The following is a 19,115-nucleotide window of genomic DNA, read 5'->3' on the forward strand; positions in this document are numbered from 1 at the left end:
GATGCCCCGACCGCTGCTGCAGCTCATCAACGTCACGCGGCACTTTCCCGCCGGCGACCGGGATGTGGTCGTGCTGAAAAACGTCAACTTGTCGATCGGCGCGGGAGAGATCGTTGCGATCATCGGCGCGTCAGGTTCCGGCAAGTCGACGCTAATGAATATTCTGGGCTGCCTGGATCATCCGAGCGCCGGCAGTTACCGGGTCGATGGCCGCGAGACACGCGAACTCGACGGAGACGAGCTTGCACAACTGCGGCGCGAGCGCTTCGGCTTCATTTTCCAGCGTTACCATCTGCTGCCGCACTTGAGCGCGGCAGAGAACGTCGAAATGCCGGCAATCTATGCGGGCAGTGCGCAGCCTGTGCGGCGAGCGCGTGCTGAGCATCTGTTGGCACGGCTCGGGCTCGCGCAGCGCGCCGGGCACCGTCCGAGCCAGCTATCCGGCGGACAGCAGCAGCGCGTCAGCATCGCACGTGCGCTGATGAACGGCGGCGAAGTGATTCTCGCCGATGAGCCGACAGGGGCACTCGATTCGAAGAGTGGTCAGGAGGTAATTCGGCTTCTGCGTGAGCTGAACGCACTCGGCCATACGGTGATCATTGTCACGCACGATGAGCATGTCGCCGCGCACGCGCGCCGGATCATCGAGATCCGCGATGGCAAGATCGTCGCAGACCGGACGAACACGCTATGCTCGGCGGCCGATGTCAGCGTATCGGCCGCGGATACGGTAGCCACCGACGCTACATTGGCCGCATCCGCCTGCGCCGACACATCATTTGCCGTTATCGACCACGTAACTGCACAGGCAAACGCACCGGTCGCATGCGGTACACCCGTTTCCGCGGTGGACACGCGGGCTGCCACGCCTGCGCTACGTGCGCGCCGCTGGCCGGCGAGTGCCGGACGCTTTGCCGAGGCATTTCGGATGGCATGGCTCGCGCTCATGTCGCATCGGCTGCGCACGGGTCTGACGATGCTCGGTATTATCATCGGTATCACGTCGGTGGTATCCATTGTTGCGATTGGCGAAGGCGCGAAGCGCTACATACTCGATGAGATCGCCAGTATTGGCACGAACACGATCAACATCTTCCCGGGCCGCGACTGGGGCGACAGCCAGGCGAGCACGATCGAAACGCTTGTGCCCGTTGATGTGGCCGCACTCGCCGAGCAGCCCTATCTTGACAGCGTGACACCCGAGACGTCGCGCAGCTTGTTACTACGCTACCGAAACATCGACATCAACGCGTTAGTGAGTGGTATCGGCGAACATTACTTCCAGGTACGGGGGATACGCTTCACTCAAGGGATGGGTTTCGGTCCTGACGACGTACGCCGTCAGGCGCAAGTGGCGGTGATCGACCAGAACACACGTCGCAAGCTGTTCGGCGCCAACTCGAATCCACTCGGCGAGGTAGTGCTCATCGGCAACCTGCCGTGTGTGGTGATCGGTGTGACGGCGGACAAGAAGAGCGCGTTCGGTGAGATAAAGAGCCTAAACGTATGGGTACCCTACACGACGGCGAGCGGCCGGCTGTTTGGTCAGCGCCATTTTGACAGCATCACGGTGCGGGTGCGCGATGGACAGCCGAGCACGGCAGCCGAAAACAATCTCGTGAAGCTGATGACGCAGCGCCACGGTCGCAAGGATTTTTTCACTTACAACGTGGATAACGTGGTCAAAACGGCTGAAAAGACCGGCCAAATGCTGACGCTATTGTTGTCGCTGGTCGCGGTGATCTCACTCGTGGTCGGCGGGATTGGCGTGATGAATATCATGCTCGTGTCAGTGATCGAGCGAACGCGCGAGATCGGCATCCGGATGGCCGTCGGCGCGCGGCAGAACGATATCATGCAGCAGTTTCTTATCGAGGCGATTGTGGTATGCCTGATGGGCGGTGCAATTGGCATCGTGTTGTCGTTTGGCACGAGTTTTATCTTCCCGCTGTTTGTCGCCCAATGGAAAATGGTGTTCTCTGTCGCCTCCATTGTCACCGCGTTCTTGTGTTCGACACTAATCGGCATCATTTTCGGTTTCATGCCCGCTCGCAACGCTGCACGGCTCGATCCGATCGATGCGCTCGCGCGCGATTGAGGTGACGCCATGATGATTCTCATTGCGAGCGTTTTCCACCGCCTGCTCGCGCTCGCCTGCGCTGCCGCGTTGCTTGCGGGTTGCACGAACGCGCGCCGCCAGCCGTTGCCTGCAGTGGACCTGCCTGCCCATTGGACAGCATACGACGCGAGCGGCGCGACAGCGCAGACGCATCCCTGCGCTGTCTCTAGCCCATCTGAGCCTTGCGCGGCAGCGTCTATTCCGGCCGACTGGTGGCGCAGCTTCGGCGACCCGGTGCTCGATCGGCTGATTGCCGACGCGCTTGCCGTGAACAACGATCTCGCCGCCGCTGCGATCCGCGTTTATCGCGCACAGCTGCGGGCCAATCTTGTCGCCACCAACCTGACGCCCACCGTGACGCTCGGCGGCAACGGCCGCGTCTCGCGCACGCTTGATTCGCACCAGACATTACGCGCGAGCAGCGTATCCGGCTCCCTCAACTACGAACTCGACCTGTGGGGCAAGCTCGCCGCGCAGCGCGATGCGGCGCGTTGGGAAGCCGACGCGACGCAGGCCGACCGCGATGCAGCACGGCTTTCACTGATCGGCACGACGGCCGCGTTGTACTGGCAGATCGGCTACCTGAACCAGCAGATTGCGCTTGGCGATGCGAACATCGCGTATGCGCGGCGCACGCTCGCGCTGGTGCGGGCGCGTCATGCGGCCGGCGCGGTCTCCGGGCTCGATGTCGCGCAAGCCGAGCAAAACCTATCCACGCAGCGCGCGATGCAAACACAATGGATTCAGCAGCGTACCGAAAACCGTCACGCGCTCGCGATCTTGCTTGACCGTCCGCCGCAAGCGCGGGCCGCCGAACCAGCTGCGCTGCCAGACCGGCCGTTGCCGGCAGTGCCAGCGGGCTTGCCTGCCGACCTGCTCGCACGGCGTCCGGACCTGCGCGCGGCGGAGTTCCGATTGCGCAGTTTGCTCGCGAACATTGATATCACGCGCACCCACTTCTACCCGTTGCTCACGCTGACCAGTTCGATTGGTACATCAAGTGCGAGCCTTGAGCGTGCGCTGTCGAATCCTATCGCAACGCTCGGCCTTGGGCTCGCGCTGCCCTTTATTCAGCGGAACACGATGCAGCTGCAGATTAAAGTGTCGCAGACACAATATGAGGAAGCCGTCGTCAACTTCCGTCAGCAGCTGTACACGGCGCTTGGCGAGGTCGAGAACGCGCTGTCCGCACGCATGCAACTCGAACAAGAAAGCGAACAGCGTACACTGTCGCTCGCTCAGGCGCAGCGCGCGGAAGCGCTTGCGCGGGCCCGCTTCGTCGCCGGTGCGACTGGCATACAGCCGTGGCTCGATCAGCAGCAGCGGTTGCGCGACGCGCAGAGCGCTGATGCACTGAACCGCTTGAATCGGCTTAACAACCGAATGACTTTATATAAGGCGCTGGGCGGCGGTGATCACTGATTGAATTGCCATTCTTCCAGAGCCACGTATCCCCGAGACTATCCACCGGCATTCGTCGGCTGGCTGCCGTCAAGCTCCTTGTGGGGGTTCGCCGTGGGGGGCGCTGCCGATCGGCATGAACAGCAGACGCATGTTTTTGGCGTTCATCGCCGCGCCATAGCGTTTGGCCAAGCGCGTGAGAAACGGCATGTTGAGTTCTCCTTGTCTTTAGGATAAAAACTCATTTGCCGAATGACTGCAAGAAACGTCTCGATCACTAGATGGACTTCAGGAATCTGATGCGGTTCCTTGCTGAACTAGCGGAAGATCGCTCGCTCGTTCATCGAGCAGATGCCCCCGACACGCAAAGCGCGGTGCTGGTCGACGCGATCATCGCGATGGCGCATGTGCTGAAGCCGTGGGTCACTACCGAGAGCGTCGAGATTGCCGAACAGGCACGCTTGCTCGGCGAGTGAGTGTACGACCGAAGCACAGGTTTGGGGTATTCCCAGCCGGTCGATGCCATGGCACCGAGCCGGCTCGTCGCACCGACACGCTGCCGCTCTAGCGCCGCATCGCGTGGGCCGCCCCGCCCGGTCGCGCTTGGGATCACCCCGCGTCCGTAGCCATCTCCGCAAGACGCTGGGTGCGCAGTCGGCGGTACAGCGTGGAGCGGGAAATACCCAACTCTCGCGCCGCTTCGGTTTGCCGGCCGCGGTGCCGCTTCAGCGCCTGGTCGATCAAATGGTCATTGATGACCACGGGCGGCTTGATGATCGGCACGGCCTCCGGCGGCACCCACTGTTCGAGTTCCAGATCGTGAGCCGTTAGGAGGGTGCCGTCAGTCATCACCAAGGCACGCCGTACTCGGTTGATCAACTCGCGCACGTTTCCTGGCCACGGATAGCGACGCATTGCGACCATGGCCGACGGAGAAAAGCCCTTCACGTGCGGCGCGTCCGACTTGTATCGTTCGAACATACATTGCGCGAGCACTTCGATGTCTTTGCCGCGCGTGCGCAACGCGGGCTGCTCCACGCGCAGCACGCACAGCCGATGATAGAGATCGGCGCGGAAGCGCCCGGCGTTGACGGCTTCCTCCAGGTTCGCGTGCGTGGCTGAAATGACCCGCACGTCGACGTGGATCGTGTCACGCCCGCCCAGGCGCTGGATCGTGCGCTCTTGCAGGAAGCGCAATAGGCTGGTCTGGCTCTCCAGTGGCAGATCCGCGATCTCATCGAGGAACAGCGTGCCGTGATTGGCCGTCTCGATCCGACCGACCTTGCGCGACACTGCTCCGGTGAACGCGCCGCGCTCGTAGCCAAACAACTCGGACTGGACCAGGTGAGGCGGAATCGCCCCACAGTTGATCGCGACGAACGGCCGTTTGGCACGGGGCGAGCGCTCATGGATCGCGATCGCGGTCAGCTCCTTGCCGGTGCCCGACTCACCGGAAATGAGCACTGGCGCGTCGGTGCGCGCGATTCTCGGTATCTTGTCGAACAGCTTCAGCATCGCGTCGCAGGTACCGATCATCCTCCCTTCGCGCGAGCGTGACTGGCCCTGGGGGGCGCGCAGCATGAGCATGCCGTATGCTTGGCCAACTGCATCGGCTATGCGCTGCTGCGACGCGGGAAGCGTTACATAATCAAAACAATAGTCACGAAGCACTGCCCTGACTGCCGCGATACTGAGCTGCCGCGGCTCAACTAAGCCGATCCAGGCTACGTCCGATGCCGCCTGGCAGACCGCCAGCGCATCCAGTAATTCGGTGTCGGGCACCGTGCTCAGGTCGAGGATCCCGCCTGCCTGATCGACATGCTGCAGCGCGTGCCTGACGGCATGCCCATCAACGACGACCGACACGAGCCAGCTGCGTCGGGACAATTGTTGTTGTAGGTCCTGGGACGGCTCGCGTGTCCAGTAGACGAGTCTTCGAGAAACGGTGAATTGACTGCCGTTAGATAGCGACATGACTGCCCCGTATCGATGCATTGTTTTTGTTATAGGGACAATCACCCCCGCGGCATAACACGAAAGTGATAGATCTTGTCAAATCGTCGGTTGGCATGTCGCAATCGAGCCGCAGCAACAGCGAATAGTTATCGGATAGGCCGGTCTATTGACCCCCGCCGTTTCTGCCGGCTTTGGATGTCCGGCACTTTTAGACTATAGCGAGGCTCTCCTACTGGGATCGGCACGCATGCGAAAGAGGAGCGAGAAAAACGCAACAATTTGGCACTGGTAGTGTCGGAAGTGATTGGGCCGGTGGCTGAAAAAATAACATCGGGCGAGAGCGGGGCCGGGTTTCCGTCATACGGGCAACAGCAAATGCTTGCGTTCCCACGAACGGATCACGCGGATGAACGCTTTGTACTCTATTTCCTTCAGCAGCGTACTCGATGGCGTCGGCGCTGGCCGAATACGCGGCTATGGCGTTGTCGTTACTTCAGCGTTTGCAACGCGTTGCGCACCGTGTCGAAAACTTGCGTGATTTGTTGTTTGGAGATGATCAGCGGTGGCGAGAACGCGAGCGTCTCCCCGGTATAGCGGATCAACACGCCAAGCTCGAAACACTTGACGAACGTTTCGTAGGCGCGCGCACCGAATGCGCCGTCGCGTGATTTCAGCTCCACACCACCGACCAACCCCAGGTTGCGCACATCCTTCACGTACGGCGCATCGCGCAGCGCGTGGATCGCATGCTCGAAGAAAGGCGCGATCTTTGCCGCCCGCTCAAATAATCCCTCGCGCTGATATAGGTCCTGCGTCGCGACTGCCGCCGCCGCCGCGATTGGATGAGCCGAATACGTATAGCCATGAAACAGCTCGATGGCGCCCGGCGCGCCGGCGTTCACGATCGTGTCGTAAATCTTCTTGTCCGCGGCTACCGCGCCCATCGGCGCAGCGGCGTTATTGATCGCCTTGGCCATCGTGATTAGGTCTGGCTTGACGCCGAAGAACTCAGCGGCCGTCGCGCAGCCGAGCCGCCCAAAAGCGGTGATGACCTCATCAAAGATCAGCAAAATGCCGTGTTTGGAACAGATCTCCCGCAGCCGCTGCAGGTAGCCCTTTGGCGGAATCAGCACGCCAGTCGAGCCGGCCACCGGCTCGACGATCACGGCTGCGATCGTGGATGCGTCGTGCAGCGCGACCAGCCGCTCGAGTTCGTCGGCTAGGTGCGCGCCATGTTCGGGCTGTCCGCGGGAAAACGTGTTCCTTGCCGGATCATGCGTGTGCGGCAGATGGTCGACCGCGGGCAGCAGCGCACCGGAGAATGCCTTACGGTTGGCGACGATGCCGCCTACCGAGATCCCGCCGAAACCGACTCCATGGTAGCCGCGCTCGCGGCCGATCAGCCGGGTGCGCTGCCCGTCGCCGCGCGCCCGGTGATAGGCGAGTGCAATCTTCAGCGCGGTATCGACTGACTCCGACCCCGAGTTGGTGAAGAAGATGCGATCCAGCCCGTTCGGCATGATGTGGGCCACCTTGGCCGCCGCCTGGAAGGCGAGCGGGTGGCCCATTTGAAATGGCGGCGCATAGTCGAGCGTGTCGGCCGATTGCTGTATTGCAGAGACAATCTCCTCGCGCGCGTGGCCTGCATTCACGCACCACAGGCCGGCCACGCCATCGAGTACTTTGCGGCCGTCGCTGCTCGTGTAGTACATGCCCTTGGCCGACGTCAGCAGGCGCGGCGCGGCCTTGAACTGGCGATTGGCGGTGAACGGCATCCAGAAGTTCGACAGGTCGCTGACGGTATCGGATGAAGTCATGGTGGCTCCTTGAGTCGTTATCTAACTCTATCGCCGTCCACTCGCCGACGGACAGATACAGTTTGCCAACTGCACTGCTAACTGTATCGTTTACCACTCAAGCTGTGTTGGACCATACGATATGTCGAATCGCGATCATCGAGCCCGACCTGCAGCTGGACCGCGACGGGACACGGGTGCCAACGCGGGTGGACCAGTTGATGCACAGCTTTGCTTGCTGCCGTGGGATGCAGCACGACGATGTCAAACCGGATTTGATAAAGATGGCGAAGAGTCTGGTCGGTGGCATGCTGCTGTCCGACATGGTCGGCCGGGCCGTGCTGACGGATGCCGCGGAGCCCGGCGGACTGGGCGGCATCTACGTGGACCATTCGCTCGCCTGCACGGTGGCGCATGTGGTGCTCGAGGTGATCGTCGAAGAGAACCTGAGCACACGGGCCGGACACGCTGGGGCGGCAACTGAAGAAGCGACTCGAGCATGGCCTGTTGCTGCTCGTAGGCAGCGTACATGGTAAGGTAATTCGCTTCCTTTTCCGCTGACGAGCGAGCCGGCAGCGCTGGACGAGGGCTGGACATACTTGAACACGCGCTGACGCACGGCGCCGTCGCGCAAGCATAGGAACAAGAGCATGGGATCGGACAATCAGGCGTTATCGTTGAAGGATTCGTCGCTGCTGCGCGATCTGGCCTACGTCAGCGGGACGTGGGTCGGCGCGGATGAGGGGCGCACGTTCGATGTGGTCGATCCGGCGACGGGCCGCACGCTAGCGGCCGTTCCAGCGATGGGCGCGGCCGAGACGCGTCGCGCGATCGATGCAGCGCAGCTGGCACAACGCGCGTGGCGGGCGAAGACGGGTAAAGAGCGTGCCGCGGTACTGCGTCGCTGGCACGATTTGATGCTAGCCAATGCGCACGACCTGGCCACGATCATGACGGCCGAGCAGGGCAAGCCGCTTGCCGAGGCAAAAGGTGAGATCAGCTATGCGGCATCATTCCTCGAATGGTTTGCGGAAGAAGCCAAGCGGGTGAATGGCGACACGTTGGCGAGCCCCGCCGGCGACAAGCGGCTTGTCGTGCTGAAGGAGCCGGTGGGCGTATGTGCGGCGATCACACCCTGGAATTTCCCGGCAGCGATGATCACGCGCAAGGTGGCCCCCGCGTTGGCGGCCGGCTGTGCGATCGTGCTTAAGCCGGCGGAAGCCACGCCGCTGTCGGCGCTCGCGCTGGCAGCCCTGGCCGAGCGCGCTGGCGTGCCGGCGGGTGTGTTCAGCGTGGTCACGGGCGATCCGAAGACGATCGGCGCGGAAATGACGTCCAATCCGGTCGTGCGCAAGCTGTCGTTCACGGGCTCGACACCGGTCGGCCGGCTGCTCGCGGCCCAGTGTGCGCCGACAATCAAAAAGCTGTCACTGGAGCTGGGCGGCAATGCGCCGTTCATCGTGTTCGACGATGCGGATCTGGACGCAGCCGTGGAGGGCGCGGTCGCCTCGAAGTACCGCAATGCCGGCCAGACCTGCGTGTGCACGAACCGCTTCTACGTGCACGACTCGGTGTACGACGCATTCTCGCGCAAGCTTGCCGATGCGGTCAGCCGGCTCAAGGTGGGCAACGGGTTCGACGCGGGGGTGACGCAGGGACCGTTGATCAACCAGGCTGCGGTGGACAAGGTCGAATCGCACATCGCCGACGCGCTCTCCCATGGCGCACGCGTGCTCTGCGGCGGCAAGCGGCATGCGTTGGGCGGCACTTTCTTCGAGGCAACGGTATTGGCCGGCGTGACCCAGGCAATGCGCATCGCGCGTGAGGAAACATTCGGTCCCGTCGCGCCGCTGTTCCGCTTTAGTACCGATGATGAAGTAATCCGTCTGGCCAACGAGACAGAATTCGGGCTGGCTGCGTACTTCTACAGCCGGGATCTGGGGCGCGTGTGGCGCGTGGCGGAAGCGCTCGAGTATGGCATGGTGGGAATCAACACGGGCTTGATATCGAATGAAACCGGCCCGTTCGGCGGTATAAAGCAGTCAGGGCTGGGGCGCGAAGGGTCCAAGTACGGGATCGACGAGTATCTCGAGATGAAGTACCTGTGCATCGGTGGGGTTTGATTCCTTCTGCTCGGGCGCACCGCTCGGAAGAGCGGTACCGCAAGCTTTTTCGGTACACTGTCACCGGTAGGCCGGTTGCGCGGATTGTGCAACCGGCCTACCGGTGACAACTGTGCGCCACCGCGCTTGTCGGCGTGGCGCTTGAACCTGTGTTTCGACCTGCCATGTCCGAGAAGTACAACGTCCGCCCCGGCCAATCCATCGAATTGCTCAAGGAACTCCATATCCTGACGCGCGAGGGCAAACTTAACCAGGACAGCCGGCGCAAGCTCAAGCAGGTCTACCACCTGTACCAATTCATCGAACCACTGCTCGCCGAGTTGAAGCAACAGGGCGGCGACGTGACGCTAGTCGATCACGGTGCCGGCAAGTCGTACCTCGGTTTTATTTTGTACGATCTGTTCTTCAAAAACCTGGGCGACGGCTCGCGTCTGTACGGTATCGAGGCGCGCGACGACCTGGTCACCCAATCCGTTGACTTGGCTGCCCGGCTCGGGTTTTCTGGTATGTCGTTCCTAAAATTATCCGTAGCGGAATCGATCTCATCGGACAAACTACCGTCAGCGGTAGACATCGTCACTGCGCTGCATGCTTGCAATACTGCGACCGACGATGCGATCCGCTTTGCTCTGGCCAAGCAGGCCCGCTATATCGTGTTGGTACCGTGCTGCCAGGCAGAGGTGGCGGCCGTGTTGAGGCGCAACAAGGCGAAGGCGCTCGGACGCACCGCGCTGAGCGAGCTATGGCGTCATCCGCTGCACACGCGCGAATTCGGTAGCCAGTTGACCAACGTGCTACGCTGCCTGCAGTTGGAGGCGCATGGGTATCACATTAGCGTGACCGAACTGGTCGGCTGGGAACACTCGCTGAAAAACGAACTCATCATTGCCACTTACAAAAATCTGCCACGTCGCAAGCCGTCCGAGCGTCTGACGGCGATGTTGGCCGAACTAGGGCTGGAAGAACTCGCGCCACGTTTCTTCATCCCGGCGCTGACCCGCGAGAGCGAGCAGCGGATCGCCAATTCGGCATGATCAACGGCGTTCGTCGTCCGCTTCCAGCAGGCGGCGCCAGCCCGCGTGACCGAGTGCGCGCATCGTTTGCTCGTTGCGTTCGTAGATTTGCGCCGCATCCGCAAACGCGTCAACGGCCCGCGTCACGCTTGCTTCCCGCAGCAGATGCAAGATCGGATACGGCGCGCGGTTCGTATAGTTCTCGATGTCGTGCTCACCGGCGCCGGCGAATTGGAACAGTGGATGAAAGCTCGCGATCTGTACGATGCCTTCCAGCGCGCGCCGACGCAAAAGCTTGTCCGCACGTGGCAGGAAGTCGTTGAACGCGTAGAAGTCGGCAAATGCGTCCGGCAATATCAGCAACGTCGTATCGATCCATTGCGGATCCGCGTTGACCAGCGCCTGCAGTTCGACATCGAGCGCAGCCAGCACGTCGGCGGCGCTGTGGGCGTTGCTGACTGTGTAGCGGATCTGCCGCTTGACATGGACGGACTTCGCGAAAGGGCATAGATTCAGGCCAATGACGGCCCGTTCGAGCCATCGCACCGTGGCGCTAACGACGGCGGCGTGGCCCTTGTGTTCATCGTGCATCGGCATCGGAGGGCGCGGTGGCCGCGTCGATCAACTGGGCGGCCAGAGTCGGCGCCGAGGCGATCGCGTCGCAGCGCGGATCGAGGGTCTGGCTGGCAGTGTAGACGCCCTCAACGAGCAACGCAAGCGACGCGCCGAGCCGTGCGGGCTCGCGTGCGCCGGCCTGTCGCGCCAGATCGGTCAGTCGTTCGAGCAACGCTGTCTTGTTACGGGTGACGATCTGGCGCGCCGGGTGCTCGCGCTCCGAAAACTCGCACGATACATTGACAAACGAACAACCTCGGTAGTCGGCTCGGCGCGCGCCGAGGCATGCTGGTGGACGGCATCCGCCCCTGTGTGGAGGGTTGATTGCTGTGACTCATGACTCATTCCAGCGCTGCACCAATACGAGATGCCCGGCAGTGCGATACCGTTTCTTGACATGTTACCGCTCAGTCTAAGATCGCAACGCCATGTTGCCGACCGGTAACATGGCGTTGCGATCGAACCAACGGGACAGGCACAGACAGCGACAGAGGCTTTGCCTGCGGCACCGCTTCGTGCTAAAAACCTGTCCCTTCCCGAGTTGGTGGTGTCAGCCGCGAGGTCGCAGCCGGCCGTCCCAGGAGCATTGAATGAATTATTGCGCAATCGATTTTGGCACGTCCAATTCTGCCGTCGCGCTGCCGGCACGGGACGCCGCGCCGCATGGCGTCCGGCTGGCCCCGGTCGAGGGCAACCATGCGACCCTGCCCACGGCCGTGTTCTTTAATCTGGACGAGGACATTCGTGTGTTTGGCCGGGCTGCGATCGAATCCTATATCGATGGTTATGACGGACGGCTGATGCGCTCGATGAAGAGCATTCTGGGCTCGCCGCTGGCCGAGCAGAGCACTGAATTGGGGGATGGCACTGCGGTGCGTTATTTGGACGTGATCGCGCTGTTCCTACATCATCTGAAGCAGTGTGCGGAGGCCGCGGCGGGCCGGCTGGTGGAGCGGGCGGTGTTGGGCCGTCCCGTATTCTTCGCCGACGACGATCCCCGGGCCGATCGTCTGGCGCAGGACCAATTGAAAACAGTTGCCCATGCTGTGGGCTTTCGGCACATCGAGTTCCAATTCGAGCCGATTGCCGCGGCGTTCGACTACGAGTCGCGGCTCGATTCCGAGAAACTGGTGCTGGTCGCCGATATCGGCGGCGGTACGTCCGACTTCTCGCTGGTGCGGGTCGGGCCGGAGCGGGCGCGAAAGCTCGAACGGCAAGCAGACGTGCTTGGCCACCACGGCGTGCACGTGGCCGGCACCGATTTCGATCGGCGCGTGGAACTGGTGGCGATCATGCGTGAGTTGGGCTATCAATCACTGGATGAACAGGGACGTGAGGTGCCGAACCGAATTTACTTCGACCTCGCGACTTGGCACCTGATCAACACCGTTTATGCACCCAAGCGGGTGGGCGAGTTGCGGCTGACCAAGTACGTTTATGCGCAGCCCCGCTACCATGACCGGTTGATACGCGTCATCGATGCGCGGCTCGGCCATGCGCTGGCTGGGCTGGCCGAGCGCGCGAAGATCGACGTGGCCGTGGGCGGCGACGCGACGCTCGACTTGTCCCAGGTCGAGCCCGATTTGGCGGTGACTTTTTCCGAGCCGGAACTGCTGGAGGTGGCGCAGGACGAGATCCGCCGGATTGCGAACGCGGCGCGCGACACGCTACGTCAGGCCGGCGTGCAGGCCGCCGATTTGGGGGCGGTGTACTTCACCGGGGGCTCGACCGGGTTGCGCTGCGTGACCGGGGCGATCGGCGACGCGTTTCCTCGGGCGGAAAAGGTCTTCGGTGATCGTCTAGCCAGCGTCGCCACCGGACTGGGGATCCACGCGCGGCGTTTGTTTGATTGACGCGTACGCCGGATGAAAAAAATCGCGCTCGCCTAAAAGACGCAACCCCACGCTTCGAAGAACGTGGGGTTCGTCAGCAGTCTGCCCGCGTAGAGGGGGCATTGGCGCGTCGCGCCAGGCGGGAAGGGCTTACGCCGCGCGAATATTCGCCGCTTGCTTGCCCTTCGGGCCCGTCTTCACTTCGTACGTGACTCTTTGGTTTTCCTGAAGGCTCTTGAAGCCATCCATGCGAATTTCGGAGAAATGCGCAAACAGGTCTTCACCGCCGCTGTCCGGCGTAATAAAGCCAAAACCTTTGGCGTCGTTGAACCACTTGACGGTTCCGGTTTCCATAAAACGAATCCTTAAAAATGAATAAGAGCCGAGGCCCGATAGCGCACGAAAATCAAGGAAGGGTGAGAGGAACAACCGAAGTACCGTCGTGGGAGACTACAGATGGATAACCACCAACACTCGCCGCTTGAAATCCTGCAAACATAGTTATATTGCGAAAATCAGACCCGGTCAATGCTTTTGTCGCAAACTCAGTAGTTTCCCCGATGCGCTCCAACCGGTGTCGCTTCGGGTCTCGACCTTTTCGCCGTTTTTTCGTAACGGCCCGCCTCGTCATCGAAATGGGCGTAGAGCTCGCTTTCCACGCCGAGTCTGGCGCTTTATGTTAATCATTTGTCATTTGTTTGATGACCCGCGCATGGGTTAATTCCACGCTTGTCGGGTCGCCCCGTGTTTCGTCGATTCGCAACTGATCAGCCAGTTGAAAGGTGCCACCGTTAAACTTCGCGCCGGTTGCAACCGACGCGTGACGCGTATTCACGAGACGTGCCAGCCGGAAACGGCACAGCGGTAAGGCGCGCTCATGTTCCTAGGAGATGTTGTGGATAGTTCGATCAAGCGAAACATCAGCCCATTCGCGCTGATGTTGACCGGCTTGGGCTCAATCATCGGGTCGGGCTGGCTCTTCGGGGCCTGGAAGGCAGCAAAAATTGCAGGGCCTGCAGCAATCATTGCATGGGTGATTGGCGCGGTGGTGATCCTTGCGATCGCGCTGACCTATGCGGAACTCGGTGCGATGTTCCCCGAGTCGGGCGGCATGGTCCGCTATGCCCGCTACTCCCATGGCTCGTTGGTCGGCTTCATCAGCGCGTGGGCCAACTGGATCGCGATCGTCTCCGTGATACCGATTGAGGCAGAGGCATCGATCCAATATATGAGCTCATGGCCTTATGATTGGGCTCATGCGCTGTTCGTACACGGCGAGTTGACCTTACCCGGGCTCCTGCTGTCGGCTGTGCTCGTGGTCGTGTACTTCCTGTTGAACTATTGGGGTGTGAAGCTGTTCGCGCACGCGAATTCGGCAATCACGATCTTCAAGTTCCTGATTCCGGGCGCCACCATTTTGGGCCTCGTGCTGACCGGCTTTCATACGGACAACTTCGCGACCGGTGCGACTGGGCAGTTCGCGCCCTATGGCTGGTCGGCGGTGCTGACCGCGGTGGCCACCAGCGGCATTGTCTTCGCGTTCAATGGGTTCCAGAGTCCGGTGAACCTGGCGGGTGAGGCCCGCAATCCGGACCGTAGCGTGCCGGTTGCCGTGGTCGGCTCAATCCTGATCGCGCTGGTTATCTATGTGCTGCTGCAGGTCGCGTATATTGGCGCCATCAAGCCGGCGGACATCATCAAGGGCTGGGACAAGTTGAACTTCAGTTCACCGTTTGCCGAGCTTGCGCTCGCGCTGAACCTGAATTGGCTTGCGATGCTGCTGTACGTTGATGCGTTTGTGAGCCCCAGCGGCACCGGTACCACCTACATGGCGACGACGACCCGGATGATCTACGCGATGGAGCGCAACAACACGTTGCCCAAGATTTTCAGCAGCGTGCATCCGCTCTATGGGGTGCCGCGGCCCGCGATGTGGTTCAACCTGATCGTTTCGTTCATCTTCCTGTTCTTTTTCCGTGGCTGGAGTTCGCTAGCTGCGGTCATCTCGGTGGCCACGGTGATCTCGTACTTGACGGGGCCAATCAGCCTAATGGCGCTGCGCCGCACCAGCGGGGACATCGCGCGGCCGCTGCGCATCCCCGGCATGGGTTTGATAGCGCCGTTTGCGTTTGTCTGCGCGTCGCTGATCTTGTATTGGGCAAAATGGCCGTTGACCGGCGAGATCATCCTACTGATGGTCGTCGCGCTGCCGGTCTTCTTCTACTACCAAGCTAAGGCGGGCTGGAAAGGATTCTCTAAGGACTGGCGTTCAGCCTGGTGGATGGTCACCTATCTGCCGGTGATGGCAGTGCTGTCGTACATCGGCAGCAAGCCGTTCGGCGGGATTGGCTATATCCCTTATGGCTGGGACATGGCGGTCGTCGCGGTGACCTCGCTCGGGTTCTATCAGTGGGGTGTGTCTAGCGGCTGGCGCACCGCGTATCTGGACGAGCGGGAACAGCGCGAGGAAATCCTGGAAGGCGTCGGTATTTGAGCGTGGGGGCATCGGTATCGGCGTGCCGTCGCGTGCATCGGCGCGGATTGACACCGAGGCACGCGGGCCGGCTCGCGCCGCCGCACGCGTTACGCCGGCGGTAGGTGCGATAATGTTGCCGCCGCAATCAGCGCGGCCGCCAGCAGCGCCGACTCGGCTAACAGTGTTTTGCCAAGATGGGCGGCTGTGACTGAATAGCGCGGCGACAACCTATTGCTTTCCCCTCCATGGGCGTGTTGCGCATCGCGCAGCCGCGGCAACCATACAGCACGGTTCAGTGTCCTGAGCAATGCGACTGCTGCCACGATGACGAGCTTGGCGCCAAGCCATCGGCCATAGTATGTGCCGGCCAGCGGGGCGGGCACGTTGGCGCAGATCCATACGACGTTGTATAGGCCCGTGAGCGCGACCAACGTCAAGGAGACCGCCGACGCGCGGGAGAGTCGTTCACAAAATGCCAGATGCCGCCCGCCGTCGGCGCGTGTATGCAATGCGAACGTCGGCAACACGAAGGCCGCGATGCTCACGCCGCCAGCCCATGCGGCGCTCGCTCCGACATGCACGCAGTACACGGCCTGTGCGAGGCTGAAGTCCCCCGCACCTGCCGCATGACTGACTGCGGCCTTACCTGCCGCGTACAGCGCGAGACCCAGCACCGTGATGCGCATCGGCCAACGGGGTGGGGCGCTGCCCGGCCCGGGTGGCGGACCACCTCGTGCTTGGCCGCCGCGCAGATGCACGCGCGAGGCGGCGAGTGCCAACGTGATACCGGCCGTCCCGGTCAGCCACGCGGCGCCGTAATGCGACTGCCGCAGTACGATGCCCAGCGCGGCGCTCAATGTCGAGCCGCTTATCGTGGCGGCCTGCAGCCACAGGTACATCACTTGGGCGATAGCCAGCGCGCACAACGAAAACCATTGGATGGACGGCAATCGGACGCCGGGCATGGCTTGTTTGATCGAGCCACGCAGCCGCAGCCGTGCCGCGTCGCGAGACGAAGCGAACACGGTGGCCAGTGTCGCGCCGCACAGTACCGAGCCTGCGGCGATCGCGAACAGCACGTCCTGGATGGCGGCGAGCGCCATCTGCATGATGGACAGGGACGAGGTCATCGGGCCGCGCTCCGGTTGACGGCCACGCGTGTGCGCGGTCGCGCGACGGTGGTGGGCGAGGCGTCTTCACGGGTTGTGGCAGTGTTTTCGCGGGCGGCGACGGAAAGTGGGCGCAATGCTTGGATAGTCATCGAGGCTGGAGCGGTCGGCGGGCTGCCTCACCAAGCCATGGCGACCGTCATCGCGTTGTCGGCGGTGGCAAGGCGGGCGGCAGGGGGCGGCGCCGGGGCGCGTATGTGAGGAAGACGAGCACCGATTATGCCATGCGTCGCGATGGGGCGACCGTGCGCAAAGCCGCCTCGCGCGACGATGACGCCGTGCGTGCCACAGACTCGCGTCCCGAATGCCGCTCCTTGTTGCCCATGCGGCGGTGCGACAGCACGTAATGAGTCATCGCCAGCGAGCGCTGATAAATGCCTTGCGCGTGAATCTCCAGTTTGTAGTCGTCGTCGGCCGCGCCCAGTGCGGCAAACACAGGCAGCAGATGCTCATCGCTCGGATGCATCGATACGGCATAGGGCGCCTGCTGCCGATAGTCGAGCAAGGCGTCTAGGTCATGCGTGGCCATCCTCGCTTCGAACCATCCGGTGAACTCAGCCACGTGCGGATCTGTATCACCGGGCCGTGCCGAAAAGTCCGCGGCGTGTAGATTATGCGTGATTTGTCCGGAGCCGACGATCAGCACGCCGTCATCGCGCAGGGGCCTGAGCGCGCGCCCGTCTAATCAATGCGACCGCAGGCAACGCATTGTGTCGTGTTGGTTGTTAATCTCGCGCGGCTGCCAGTCCCGTCCATGCCCGCGAGCGCGCTGCCGCAAGTCCGAACATATCCAGCGCGCGCGCGACAGTATCGGCCACCACTTCGTCGATCGTCGCGGGACGGTTGTAGAACGCCGGCACCGGCGGGAACACAATGCCGCCCATCTCAGTGACGGCCGTCATGTTGCGCAGATGTGCGAGATTCAGCGGCGTTTCGCGAACCATCAGCACGAGCCGGCGCCGCTCCTTCAGCGTGACATCGGCAGCCCGGGCAATCAGGTTGTCGGACAGGCCATGCGCGATGCTGGCCAGCGTTTTCATCGAGCACGGCGCCACGATCATGCCGTCCGTCTGAAATGAGCCGCTCGAGAGCGTCGCGCCGATGTCGCGCGGATTGTGCACGTGATGCGCCAACTGTTCGAGTGCCGCACGCTCGATGCCCAATTCGTGCCGTATATTGAGCCAGCCGGCGCTAGAGACGACCAGATGGCTTTCGACGCCGTCCAACTCACGCAGCGCGCGCAGCACGCCGGCGCCGTAGACGGCGCCGGTGGCGCCGGTGATCGCGACGATTAACCGTCGTGTCGACGGCCGCGCGTCATGAGGCATTCGTAAACAGCTGTTGCAATTCTCCGGACTGATACATCTCCATCATGATGTCCGAGCCACCGACAAATTCACCGTTCACATACAACTGCGGGATCGTAGGCCAGTTCGAAAACGTCTTAATGCCTTGCCGTACTGCCTCGTCTTCGAGAACATTGACCGTATGCACCGAATCAACGCCGCACGCCTTCAGGACCTGGATGGCTCGGCCGGAGAAGCCGCACATCGGGAACTGCGCGGTGCCCTTCATGAACAGCACGACCGGATGGTCGCTGACGATTTGCTTGATGCGCTCTTGAGTATCCATAGCTGACCTTGCTTCAAATGCGGTTTGGATTAGATGATAGCGGATTTCGTCTGCCCGAGCCGGCGTTGCGGCTCGCTAGCGGCTGCCGCAGGTGACGCGCTCGATGCCGGCCAGGTCCCGCACAGAGCGTACCGAATCAAAGCCGTGCGCGTCGAGCAGCGCGCGCACGGCTTCAGCCTGGTCGTACCCGTGTTCGAGCCATAGCGTGCCGCTCGGCGCTAGCCACGCGACGGAGGCGGTGACGATCGCGCGAATCGCGCTGAGCCCGTCTGCGTGGTCGGTCAACGCGTCCAGTGGCTCGAAGCGCAGGTCGCCCTCGCGCAGGTGCGGGTCCGATGCGGCGATATAGGGCGGATTGCTGACGATGGCGTCAAAGCGCGCCGGGGCGGCGCGATGCGGTTCGCTAAGCGCCTTGAACCAATCGCCGTGGCGTAGTGCGAGACGGGGCTGCGTGGGTGTGCCTGACGTGACGAGGCCGTGACGAGCGGCCGACGCCGGCCGTGCCGGTGCAAGTGCCGCGTCGCCGAGCAGGCGCTGCGCATTGCGCCGCGCGACATCCAGCGCGTCAGCGCAGCGATCCGTGGCGACGATCCGTGCATCCGGGCGCGCATGGGCGATCGCGATCGCGATGGCACCGCTGCCAGTGCCAAGATCGAGTATGTGGGGGGATGGGATTGTCCGTACCGCGTCCAGCGCGCACTCAACCAGCAGCTCCGTCTCCGGACGTGGGATCAGCACGTGCGGCGTCACGTCGAACTCGAGCCCGAAGAATTCGCGCGAACCGACTAGTTGCGCGATCGGCTCGCCCTCGACTCGCCGGGCCTGCAACGCCAGAAAGCGCGCCGACAACGCGTCCGGCAGCGTGTCGTCAGCACGCGTGATCAGCGCGGTACGCGGCCAATTTAGCACGTGGGCGAGCAGAATCCGCGCTTCCAGCGGGGCCAGCGGCGAGGTTCGCAGCAGTTGCGCGACGCAAGTCATAA

At 62.3% G+C, this 19,115-nt stretch carries 17 protein-coding genes and 1 pseudogene; 8 read left to right on the plus strand and 10 right to left on the minus strand.

Features of this window, described 5'->3' with window-relative positions; all coding sequences use genetic code 11:
* The first annotated feature begins 1 nt into the window (after position 1).
* From B0B13_RS14065 to B0B13_RS14075, 3 genes are all read left to right on the plus strand, one after another.
* Positions 2 to 2,098 carry a MacB family efflux pump subunit gene (locus B0B13_RS14065; RefSeq protein ID WP_076796874.1) on the plus strand — a complete coding sequence of 699 codons (2,097 nt, stop codon included), beginning with the start codon at positions 2 to 4 and terminating at the stop codon, positions 2,096 to 2,098.
* A gap of 9 nt (positions 2,099 to 2,107) precedes the next feature.
* Positions 2,108 to 3,541: an efflux transporter outer membrane subunit gene (locus B0B13_RS14070; RefSeq protein ID WP_076796875.1), complete on the plus strand. Its 1,434-nt coding sequence runs from the start codon at positions 2,108 to 2,110 to the stop codon at positions 3,539 to 3,541.
* A 260-nt stretch (positions 3,542 to 3,801) separates the two neighbouring features.
* The gene (locus tag B0B13_RS14075) at positions 3,802 to 3,996 is read left to right on the plus strand and encodes a hypothetical protein (RefSeq protein ID WP_076796876.1); all 195 of its coding nucleotides are present in this window, start codon (positions 3,802 to 3,804) and stop codon (positions 3,994 to 3,996) included.
* A 133-nt stretch (positions 3,997 to 4,129) separates the two neighbouring features.
* On the opposite strand, the gene B0B13_RS14080 is transcribed toward B0B13_RS14075, so the two are convergent.
* Together B0B13_RS14080 and aptA are read right to left on the minus strand one after the other, a co-directional pair.
* A complete protein-coding gene (locus B0B13_RS14080; RefSeq protein ID WP_076796877.1) occupies positions 4,130 to 5,494 on the minus strand; it encodes a sigma-54 dependent transcriptional regulator in 1,365 nt (454 codons plus the stop codon).
* Positions 5,495 to 5,964: 470 nt separating this feature from the next.
* The gene (aptA, locus tag B0B13_RS14085; RefSeq protein ID WP_076796878.1) at positions 5,965 to 7,293 is read right to left on the minus strand and encodes an omega-aminotransferase AptA; all 1,329 of its coding nucleotides are present in this window, start codon (positions 7,291 to 7,293) and stop codon (positions 5,965 to 5,967) included.
* Between the two features lie 62 nt (positions 7,294 to 7,355).
* On the opposite strand from aptA, the gene B0B13_RS20125 reads away from it, so the two are divergent.
* The 3 genes from B0B13_RS20125 (at position 7,356) to B0B13_RS14100 (ending at position 10,429) form a co-directional block, all read left to right on the plus strand.
* Complete coding sequence (locus B0B13_RS20125; RefSeq protein ID WP_237573843.1) at positions 7,356 to 7,808, plus strand: aminotransferase class III-fold pyridoxal phosphate-dependent enzyme; 453 nt, start codon at positions 7,356 to 7,358, stop codon at positions 7,806 to 7,808.
* A 114-nt stretch (positions 7,809 to 7,922) separates the two neighbouring features.
* Positions 7,923 to 9,395, plus strand: a complete 1,473-nt coding sequence (locus B0B13_RS14095; RefSeq protein ID WP_076796880.1) for an NAD-dependent succinate-semialdehyde dehydrogenase — start codon at positions 7,923 to 7,925, stop codon at positions 9,393 to 9,395.
* A 164-nt stretch (positions 9,396 to 9,559) separates the two neighbouring features.
* Positions 9,560 to 10,429, plus strand: a complete 870-nt coding sequence (locus B0B13_RS14100; protein ID WP_076796881.1) for a class I SAM-dependent methyltransferase — start codon at positions 9,560 to 9,562, stop codon at positions 10,427 to 10,429.
* Here B0B13_RS14100 and B0B13_RS14105 read toward each other — a convergent pair whose 3' ends face one another.
* Positions 10,430 to 10,999: a DUF1415 domain-containing protein gene (locus tag B0B13_RS14105; protein ID WP_076797337.1), complete on the minus strand. Its 570-nt coding sequence runs from the start codon at positions 10,997 to 10,999 to the stop codon at positions 10,430 to 10,432. It lies immediately after the preceding gene.
* Complete coding sequence (locus B0B13_RS14110) at positions 10,989 to 11,195, minus strand: hypothetical protein (protein ID WP_076796882.1); 207 nt, start codon at positions 11,193 to 11,195, stop codon at positions 10,989 to 10,991. Before B0B13_RS14110 ends, B0B13_RS14105 begins: the two co-directional genes overlap by 11 nt.
* A gap of 418 nt (positions 11,196 to 11,613) precedes the next feature.
* Between B0B13_RS14110 and B0B13_RS14115 the strand changes: the two genes are divergently transcribed.
* On the plus strand, positions 11,614 to 12,876 hold the full coding sequence (locus tag B0B13_RS14115) for an Hsp70 family protein (RefSeq protein WP_076796883.1): 1,263 nt from the start codon (positions 11,614 to 11,616) through the stop codon (positions 12,874 to 12,876).
* Between the two features lie 129 nt (positions 12,877 to 13,005).
* On the opposite strand, the gene B0B13_RS14120 is transcribed toward B0B13_RS14115, so the two are convergent.
* Entirely contained in the window at positions 13,006 to 13,209 is a 204-nt protein-coding gene (locus B0B13_RS14120) for a cold-shock protein (RefSeq protein WP_076785551.1), read from the minus strand.
* A gap of 541 nt (positions 13,210 to 13,750) precedes the next feature.
* On the opposite strand from B0B13_RS14120, the gene B0B13_RS14125 reads away from it, so the two are divergent.
* Complete coding sequence (locus tag B0B13_RS14125; RefSeq protein ID WP_076796884.1) at positions 13,751 to 15,349, plus strand: APC family permease; 1,599 nt, start codon at positions 13,751 to 13,753, stop codon at positions 15,347 to 15,349.
* An 89-nt stretch (positions 15,350 to 15,438) separates the two neighbouring features.
* Here the strand turns inward: B0B13_RS14125 and B0B13_RS14130 are convergent, their stop codons facing one another.
* The 5 genes and pseudogenes from B0B13_RS14130 to prmC form a co-directional block, all read right to left on the minus strand.
* Positions 15,439 to 16,461: a CopD family protein gene (locus B0B13_RS14130; RefSeq protein WP_083703752.1), complete on the minus strand. Its 1,023-nt coding sequence runs from the start codon at positions 16,459 to 16,461 to the stop codon at positions 15,439 to 15,441.
* Positions 16,462 to 16,834: 373 nt separating this feature from the next.
* A pseudogene (locus tag B0B13_RS14140) lies at positions 16,835 to 17,179 on the minus strand (DODA-type extradiol aromatic ring-opening family dioxygenase); the annotation flags it as partial.
* Between the two features lie 46 nt (positions 17,180 to 17,225).
* Positions 17,226 to 17,828 (minus strand): UbiX family flavin prenyltransferase, encoded by a 603-nt coding sequence (locus tag B0B13_RS14145; RefSeq protein ID WP_076785548.1) that lies wholly within the window; start codon positions 17,826 to 17,828, stop codon positions 17,226 to 17,228.
* Positions 17,818 to 18,132, minus strand: coding sequence for a Grx4 family monothiol glutaredoxin (grxD, locus tag B0B13_RS14150; RefSeq protein ID WP_013434908.1), 315 nt, complete (start codon positions 18,130 to 18,132; stop codon positions 17,818 to 17,820). Before grxD ends, B0B13_RS14145 begins: the two co-directional genes overlap by 11 nt.
* Positions 18,133 to 18,207: 75 nt before the next feature.
* Positions 18,208 to 19,113 (minus strand): peptide chain release factor N(5)-glutamine methyltransferase, encoded by a 906-nt coding sequence (gene prmC / locus B0B13_RS14155; RefSeq protein ID WP_076785547.1) that lies wholly within the window; start codon positions 19,111 to 19,113, stop codon positions 18,208 to 18,210.
* Between the last annotated feature and the right edge of the window lie 2 nt (positions 19,114 to 19,115).

The organism is Burkholderia sp. b14 (assembly GCF_900156195.1).
Classification (GTDB): Bacteria; Pseudomonadota; Gammaproteobacteria; order Burkholderiales; family Burkholderiaceae; genus Mycetohabitans.